Below are 6876 nucleotides of genomic sequence, written 5' to 3' on the forward strand. Positions count from 1 at the left end.
GCATCGGCATCGGCATCGGCCTTGCCGCCGAGCGCGGCGAGCCAGCGCAGGTCGTCGTCGTCCGGCGCCGTCATGCGCCCTCCCCGGCCGCCAGCTGGTACCAGTCGGCAAAGTAGTGGCGCGCCTTCTTGCGGCATTGCGAGATGAACTCGCGCGTCGCGCCGGGGCTGCGGCCCAGCAGCTCGGCAATCTCGGTGGCACCCAGGCCGTCGTCCACCACCCAGCGCAGCACGGCGGCGGCCTGCGGCTGCTCGCGCTCGAACCGCTCGGCGCAGCGCTGCCAGCAGTCGGCATGCTGGCGGCGCGCCAGCAGGGCCTCGGGCGCGGGCGGCGGCTGCAGCTGCTGCAGCGCCCGCTCCACTTCGGCGCGGGGCGAGCCGTCGGCCTCCTGCAGCGGCTCGGTGGGGCGCTCCTTCAGCAGGTCCAGCGCGCCGCGGCGCAGGATGGTCTTGAGCCAGGGGTAGATCTCGGACTCACCGCGAAAGCTCGCGCAGGCCTGCCAGGCCTTGATGAGGGTCTGCTGCACCAGGTCGGCGGCAGCCTCGGCCTCGCCCAGGCAACGCCAGGCCTCGCGCCGCAGTGCGCCGCCATAGTCATTGAGCATGTGGCGCAAAGCCGCCGCCAGCGCGTCGCCGCCCTCGCGGCAGGCCCGCATGAAGTCGATCTTCTCCAACGACAGGCCCTCCCTGGAGCCCGACCGCAGGCGCACCGGCGACCAGGCGCGGCGGATGCTAGCAAAGACGGGTGGCACGCCGACAGAGACGGCCCGGCGCGGCCGGCGTCAGGGGTCGCTTGGCGTCAATCGCGGCTTTCCAGTCGATTCAACAGGAAGCGGATCGCCAAGGGCACCAGCACGATGTCGTCCATCACGCCCAGCACGGGAATGAACTCGGGAATCAGGTCGATGGGCGACAGCACGTAAAGCACGATAAGCGCAGCGCTGACCTTGAGCCAGGCAGGCGCGGCGGGATGGCGCAGGGCGCGCCAGAGCTGGCGGGCATCACCTCGCACAACGGTCCAGAGCAGGGTCAAGCGTTTCAACATGGCGCAGTCTCCAGGCAACGGCGACCAACGCCGTGCGCCGCAGATGGTTCTCGTTGTGCCTGTCACAAGGGCAGGCAGCGGAACGTTACATCCGCGGCCTAGGCGACTCGCTCAAAGTCGATGTGGCCGTGCCTGGGGTCGACAGCGACCAGCCGCACGCGCGTCGTGTCGCCGACGTCCAGGCCCTTGAAGCCCTGCACGACCCGACCTTCAACCAGCGGCTGGCGCAGCCGCACGAACGTGCCCTTGGGCGCAACGCCGGTCACGACCGCGTCGAAGACCTCACCAATGCGCTGGTCGAGCAGCAAGGCGGCTGCTGCCTTGAGCACCTGGCGCTCGACGGCATTGGCCCGGCCCTCCTGCTCGGTGCAGTGGCGCGCGATGTCGGCCAGCGCCTCGACGCTGTACGGCGGCGGGTTGCCTGCCAGCACGGCCTTGACCAGCCGCTGCATGACCAGGTCGGCAAAGCGGCGATTGGGCGCCGTGGTGTGCGCGTAGTCGTGAATGGCCAAGCCGAAGTGGCCCTCTCCCGGCCGTCCGGGCGCGGCGGCCGAGTATTCGCCGGCGCCGAGCAGTTTCACGACCGCCAGCGACAGGTCGGCGAAGCCGCCCGGATCGGCCTGGCGGCGCTCGGAAAGAAAGCGGTCCAGCGCAGCGGCATCTGGCTCGTCCGGCAGATGGCCGCCGTGCGCCGCGGCAAGCGCCTCGATGCGGTCCCAACGCTGCGGCGCCCGCAAGAAGCGGCGCAGCGACGCAAACCCGTGCTGCGCCAGAAACCGAGCAGTCGCGCCGTTCGCCGCAATCATCAGTTCTGCGATCAGGTCCTTCGAACGGCTCTTCTGGTCCGCCCGCAGATCGACCAGCCGGCCGTCAGCGAAGACGGGGCGCGCCGACACCGTGCTCATGCTCAGGGCACCGTGCTCGTGACGTCAGCGTGCCAGCCGCACGGCGAGGGCTTCGTGCAGGCGCAGCTGCTCCGCCAGTCGCGGCACCTCCCTGAGCCGCGGCAGCGGCGCCGTCTCGTCGGCCAACCAGGCGCTGACCGCGTCGTAGGTCAACTTCGCTTGGTTGACGACGATGGCCGCGTACAGCGATGCACCGGACACCGCCCCGTCGTCCTCGACGCGCATGTCAACCACCACGGCAAGGCGCTCCTGGCCCTCGTGCAGCGAGCTCAGGTCCGTCGACAGCGCTTCAGGCAACATCGGAAACACGCCAGCGGCCGTGTACACCGAGGTGGTGTTGTTGGCCGCATGCGCGTCCAGCGCGCTGCCCGCCGGCACGAACGCCTCCACGTCGGCGACGGCCACCAGCAGTCGGGTGGCGCCGCCTTGCAGCGGCTCGGCCACGCTGAGTTGGTCGAGGTCACGCGTATCGTCGTTGTCGATAGAGAACACGTGAGTTGGCGGAGGTCACGCACGTCGCCAAGTCGCCGCGGGCCGGCGCGCCGGCTGTTCTGCGCCTCGTTGAGCGCGCCAGCCGAGAAACGCGGAAGGAACCCACGCTCGCGCATGGCGTCCTAGCGGTGTGACCTGAGCAGGGCGCGGGCGGCGGCGGCCTGGATCGCCTTTTCCGCTTCCGCTTGGCTCCAGCCGCATTCACCGACCAGCAGGTTCCAAGATTGGACGGAGCAGGAGGCCCACAGATACTCCGCCGCCTTGCGCGCCGTCCACCCATCCGCCAGAGCGCCGTCGCGCTGTATCGATTTCGTTAGGGTAGCGAAAAAGGCGCGCAACTCCCTCATCCGGTCTGTCCAAGCCGCCTCGGCGTCGGGATCGGTCGCGCGCATGCGGATCAGGTCCGTCGCGACCGGGTGGATCTTGGGCACGAAGGCGAGCCATGCCGTCAGGCAGGCGCGGAGCCGGTCGGCCGGATCCATCAGCTTCAGGCCGGCATCGAACCCCTCCCAGATCTCGAACCGCTCGTCGGCGCGGCGAACCAGCGCGGTCAGCAGGGCGCCGCGGGAGCCGAAATAGTGGTGGATCAACTGCCGGGTGACGCCGGCGACAGCCGCGATCTCCGTCATCGAGACCACCGATCCGCGTTCCGCCATCAATTCCCAGACTGCGTCCAGGATCTCGGATTTCGTCCTGGCCGATTTTTTTTCCTTTGACATGCGTCAAAATCCATATAATTTGTCACACGTCAAATTATATGGAGAGATCCCGATGACAGCAAAGGATGAGATAGACGGCAGGGTCGCCCGACTTCTCGAAGCCTATGGAAGCGGAGATGACGGATCGTCGCCGACGGAAGCCGCATGGCGGCGATTGTTGGAACGCCATCCGGGCCGGCCGGTCACGCTGATCAACTACTTCAAGCTTCGGCAGGATGCGCTCTATCCGCCGAATGCCACCCTGGGCGGTACAGGCCGGGAGGCATTCGACCGCTATGCCGCTGTCAGCATCCCCTCGATGCAAAGTGCGGGCGGGGCATTCCTGTTCGTCGGGCCAGTCGAAGGCGGTTTCATGGGTGCGCAGGCGGAATGGGACATCGCCGCGATCGGGCGCTATCCGAGCACGGACGCGCTCTTGAGCCTGTTCGACATTGCGGCCTATCGCGATTGCTTCATCCACCGCACCGCCGCCTGCGAAAGGCAACAGGTCACGATGTGCGATGGTTAGAGGCGTCGTCTTTGATGTTCCGCATGGTCTCGGCGGGGCCGTCCGCCGCCATGAGCGCGATCTTGGTTCTCGGTGCCATCTCTTCTTGCGCGCTGGTCTGCTCGTAGGCGAACTGGTCAGCAAACGGCTGCGCCGGCGTACGTCAACCTGCTCTCCCTGCTGGAGTTCTACCTGTCGGGCGTGTTCTTCCCACTGACGAAGTCCATGTACATCCAGACCCCGATGCGGCCCCAGTGCCACCTCAAATCCCGCGAGAAGTGCTGCGGCTGAGTCGCACTGAGCGGCTCGCAGCATTCCATTCACCTGTCTACTGGAGTCACCATGTCGAAACAGCCCTTCGATCCGAAGCGCCGCCTGAGGAGCTGCCTATTTGTCGTGTTGGGTGCGGCAACCCTGCTGGCCGGGTGCGCGGGCATCGCGCCCCCTGACGCCAAGGGCCTGCTGTTGCGGGCCGATCAGGCACTCGGCGCTTCCACTGTGAAGACGTTGTCGTTCAGCGCCGCCGGGGCCGGCGGTGTTTTCGGCCAGGCAAGAAAGCCGGGTGGCAATTGGCCGTGGATGAACTACGCACATCTGGCGCGCGGCTTCGACTACGGCAACAACGCGATGCGCGAGGAGTACTCGCGCAGCCGCGCCGATATGCCCGCCGGCCAGATCGCTTCAGTGCAGAAGGTCACCGGCTTCGCGCGCGATCGCTGGTCGTGGGGCGCGGCCGGCCCGAGCTTCGCCGCTGTGCCCATGCTTTGGGAGCAACGCCTGCACGACCTGTGGACCTCCCCGCACGGCGTTGTCATCGGCGCGCGGCAGCACGGCGCGGTAGCGGGCCGCCTCAGCGAAGGTGGCCAGACCTTCGGTACGCTGACATTCACCGTTCCAGGCCTGGTCACCGCGACCGCCTGGCTGGACGATGCGGGCCGCGTGGTTCGCGTGGACTCTCGACTGCCCAACCCTGTGCTGGGCGACACCGAGGTCACTACCCGCTACAGCGACTACCAGCTCCGCGATGGCGTGCAGTTCCCGATGCGCATTCAGCAAGCTCAGGGTGGCCATCCGGTGTTTGACCTGCGTGTGAGTGAGGTGCAGGTCAACCCGGCTTTGGACATCTCCGTGCCCGAGAACGTAAGGACCTTCACCGAACGCGTGATTGCGGAGAAGGTGGCCGACGGTGTCTGGTTTCTCGGTGGTGGCTCGCATAACAGCGTGCTCGTGGAAATGAGCGATCACGTCGTGCTGGTGGAGGCGCCGCTTCACGATGCTCGCGTCTCGGCGGTGCTGGCCGAGGTGGCCAAGCTCGCACCGGGCAAACCGATGCAGACAGTCATCAACACCCACCATCACTTCGACCATGCAGGAGGCCTGCGCGCCGTCATTGCCGAGGGCGCGACGCTCGTTACCAGCCAGCTGACCAAGCCCTACTACGAGCGCGTGATGGCCCAGCCCAACACGGTGGCGCCGGATTCGCTGGCAAAGTCCGGCCGCAAGCCCAAGATCCTCGGTGTAGATACACACCTCGCGCTGGTCGACGGCGAGCGCCGCATCGACATTCATGCCATTCAGGGCAGCCAGCATTCGGACGGCTTCCTGATGGTCCACCTACCGCAGTCACGCCTCCTCATCGAGGCCGACGCGTACAACCCCGCGCCACCCGGCAGCCCGCCGCCGGCGCGGCCCAGCGACAGCAACGTCAATCTGGTGGAGAACATCGAGCGGCTGCAACTGCAGGTTGATCGCATCCTGCCGCTGCACGGGCGCATGGTGCGCTACGGTGAACTGCTGACGGCCATCGGGCGACCGTGAACGATCGAGTGCCTCAAACGAACCGTCTCCTGCAAGGACATAAAGCGGGAGTGGGGGCTGGCGCGCAAAGTGCTGCCCGAGTTGTTCGAAGGCCAGCGGAAGTAGCACTGGCGGTTGTGCAGGCCGACGACCGTCCGGGACGCAAATCGCACTGTCTGCGGGACACAGTCTGGAAGGGAAAAGAATCGCCAAACCTTGACCCGCTGGACCGGGCTACCCGGGTCATAGTCGACCCGAAATTTGGAGCTACCCTGCTTCACCAAAAGGGCCAACAAGCGCTGAAGCCGGAAGGAACGTGGCGTTCAGCGGTGCGCTTGCAAGTTCTGGGCTTTCTCTTGCGAGAAGGCGAATACCTGTTGTGGGCACGAAGCTACCAGGTGACTCAGATAAGGCGATAAGCATCGCCGACACGAGCCGTCGCCTCGCAGTGTCGGCCGGCTGGCCTAGCGCCCTATTTCAGTGGCGGTAGTCTTCTTCGCGCTGGTGTCGAACAGCACCCACGACCACGTCGTTGCCGACAATCTCGAACAGCACAACATAGCCCGCGCCGCCAAACGGAACGACCAATTCACGCGAGCGGCCGTTCCCCAGTTCTGCCTTTCGGCAGGTGAAAGGCGACCAGGACAATAAACGCATCCCCTCGCTGATCGCGTCGAGCGCGCGTTGAGGCGTCGTCCAATCCGGCGTTTCACTGGCGAGCTCCCGTTCGATGGCGAAGTCCCCCAGGCGCTGCAGGTCCGCAACTGCCTCTTCGAGCAGCATGACGCTGTAGACGGACTTCACCGGTCAGTTCGTTCAGCTGCTCGACGTTTCGCGTCGTCTAGGCGCCCCTGCAAGCCGGCCATGACCTCGTCCACCGTACGGCCGCCGCCTTCTTGCTTCCAACGCTCGATCGCTGCCTCGCCGCGGTTGACGAATTCGGCCTGCACGCGACGCCAAGCTGCCGCCGCAACGACCGCCTGCTCGATGAACTGGGTCAGGGACTCGCCGTCCCGCAAGACGGCTTCGACTTCGGCCCGAACCTCGGGCTCGACGCGGATAGGGGGAAAGGTGGCGGAGCGCATCGTTCGAATGTATAGCAAACGTGCTACGCCGACAATCCGCATCCAAGTTGCCGACGCGCAATCCCTACCGATTCGAGCGGCCCAGGCGCATGCTGATGGGCCCTTAACTCGATGGGAGAGCTTTCAGGGGATCAACCGCAACCACCCTCTCGCGCGAGCCGTGGAACAAGGGCAAGATCGTCGGCCAAAAGGCGCCGTTCAAGGTCAAGGACATCTGGGCGCTCCGCGTCCGACTTCAGATGGAGAACCACGTGCGCGAGCTCGCGTTGTTCATCCTCGGCTGTTGGCGCCGAACGAAATTTTTGGGGGGGCAAATAAGGTGGGGGCCAAAAAAATTGTGGGGCGGG

Annotated in this window: 8 protein-coding genes and 2 pseudogenes; 3 read left to right on the plus strand and 7 right to left on the minus strand. The window is 66.2% G+C overall.

Features of this window, described 5'->3' with window-relative positions; translation table 11 throughout:
* Positions 1-70 precede the first annotated feature (70 nt).
* The 5 genes and pseudogenes from ACT6S0_RS25390 to ACT6S0_RS25410 form a co-directional block, all read right to left on the minus strand.
* Positions 71-751: an RNA polymerase sigma factor gene (locus ACT6S0_RS25390; protein ID WP_444766520.1), complete on the minus strand. Its 681-nt coding sequence runs from the start codon at positions 749-751 to the stop codon at positions 71-73.
* Positions 752-798: 47 nt separating this feature from the next.
* Complete coding sequence (locus ACT6S0_RS25395; protein WP_444766521.1) at positions 799-1044, minus strand: YkvA family protein; 246 nt, start codon at positions 1042-1044, stop codon at positions 799-801.
* Between the two features lie 98 nt (positions 1045-1142).
* Positions 1143-1496, minus strand: a complete 354-nt coding sequence (locus ACT6S0_RS25400; protein ID WP_444766527.1) for a hypothetical protein — start codon at positions 1494-1496, stop codon at positions 1143-1145.
* A gap of 30 nt (positions 1497-1526) precedes the next feature.
* A pseudogene (locus ACT6S0_RS25405) lies at positions 1527-2441 on the minus strand (ribonuclease catalytic domain-containing protein); the annotation flags it as partial.
* A 122-nt stretch (positions 2442-2563) separates the two neighbouring features.
* A complete protein-coding gene (locus ACT6S0_RS25410; RefSeq protein WP_444766522.1) occupies positions 2564-3160 on the minus strand; it encodes a TetR/AcrR family transcriptional regulator in 597 nt (198 codons plus the stop codon).
* Positions 3161-3212: 52 nt separating this feature from the next.
* Between ACT6S0_RS25410 and ACT6S0_RS25415 the strand changes: the two genes are divergently transcribed.
* Positions 3213-3668 (plus strand): hypothetical protein, encoded by a 456-nt coding sequence (locus ACT6S0_RS25415; protein ID WP_444766523.1) that lies wholly within the window; start codon positions 3213-3215, stop codon positions 3666-3668.
* Between the two features lie 321 nt (positions 3669-3989).
* Positions 3990-5465 carry an MBL fold metallo-hydrolase gene (locus ACT6S0_RS25420; RefSeq protein ID WP_444766524.1) on the plus strand — a complete coding sequence of 492 codons (1476 nt, stop codon included), beginning with the start codon at positions 3990-3992 and terminating at the stop codon, positions 5463-5465.
* A gap of 456 nt (positions 5466-5921) precedes the next feature.
* On the opposite strand, the gene ACT6S0_RS25425 is transcribed toward ACT6S0_RS25420, so the two are convergent.
* Together ACT6S0_RS25425 and ACT6S0_RS25430 are read right to left on the minus strand one after the other, a co-directional pair.
* Positions 5922-6248, minus strand: coding sequence for a type II toxin-antitoxin system RelE/ParE family toxin (locus tag ACT6S0_RS25425; protein ID WP_444766525.1), 327 nt, complete (start codon positions 6246-6248; stop codon positions 5922-5924).
* Positions 6245-6529, minus strand: a complete 285-nt coding sequence (locus ACT6S0_RS25430) for a YlcI/YnfO family protein (protein WP_444766526.1) — start codon at positions 6527-6529, stop codon at positions 6245-6247. The genes ACT6S0_RS25425 and ACT6S0_RS25430 overlap by 4 nt, the downstream gene beginning before the upstream one ends.
* Positions 6530-6705: 176 nt before the next feature.
* On the opposite strand from ACT6S0_RS25430, the pseudogene ACT6S0_RS25435 reads away from it, so the two are divergent.
* Positions 6706-6810, plus strand: a pseudogene (locus tag ACT6S0_RS25435) (integrase); the annotation flags it as partial.
* Between the last annotated feature and the right edge of the window lie 66 nt (positions 6811-6876).

It is taken from the genome of Roseateles sp. (genome assembly GCF_052436255.1).
GTDB lineage: Bacteria > Pseudomonadota > Gammaproteobacteria > Burkholderiales > Burkholderiaceae_C > Pelomonas.

What these genes read in the sequence shown, in the direction of transcription:
- ACT6S0_RS25395 (WP_444766521.1), bottom strand. Translation starts at nt 1,044, where the DNA reads ATGTTGAAACGCTTGACCCTGCTCTGGACCGTTGTGCGAGGTGATGCC.
- ACT6S0_RS25420 (WP_444766524.1), top strand. Translation starts at nt 3,990, where the DNA reads ATGTCGAAACAGCCCTTCGATCCGAAGCGCCGCCTGAGGAGCTGCCTA.
- ACT6S0_RS25410 (WP_444766522.1), bottom strand. Translation starts at nt 3,160, where the DNA reads ATGTCAAAGGAAAAAAAATCGGCCAGGACGAAATCCGAGATCCTGGAC.
- ACT6S0_RS25400 (WP_444766527.1), bottom strand. Translation starts at nt 1,496, where the DNA reads ATGCAGCGGCTGGTCAAGGCCGTGCTGGCAGGCAACCCGCCGCCGTAC.
- ACT6S0_RS25415 (WP_444766523.1), top strand. Translation starts at nt 3,213, where the DNA reads ATGACAGCAAAGGATGAGATAGACGGCAGGGTCGCCCGACTTCTCGAA.
- ACT6S0_RS25430 (WP_444766526.1), bottom strand. Translation starts at nt 6,529, where the DNA reads ATGCGCTCCGCCACCTTTCCCCCTATCCGCGTCGAGCCCGAGGTTCGG.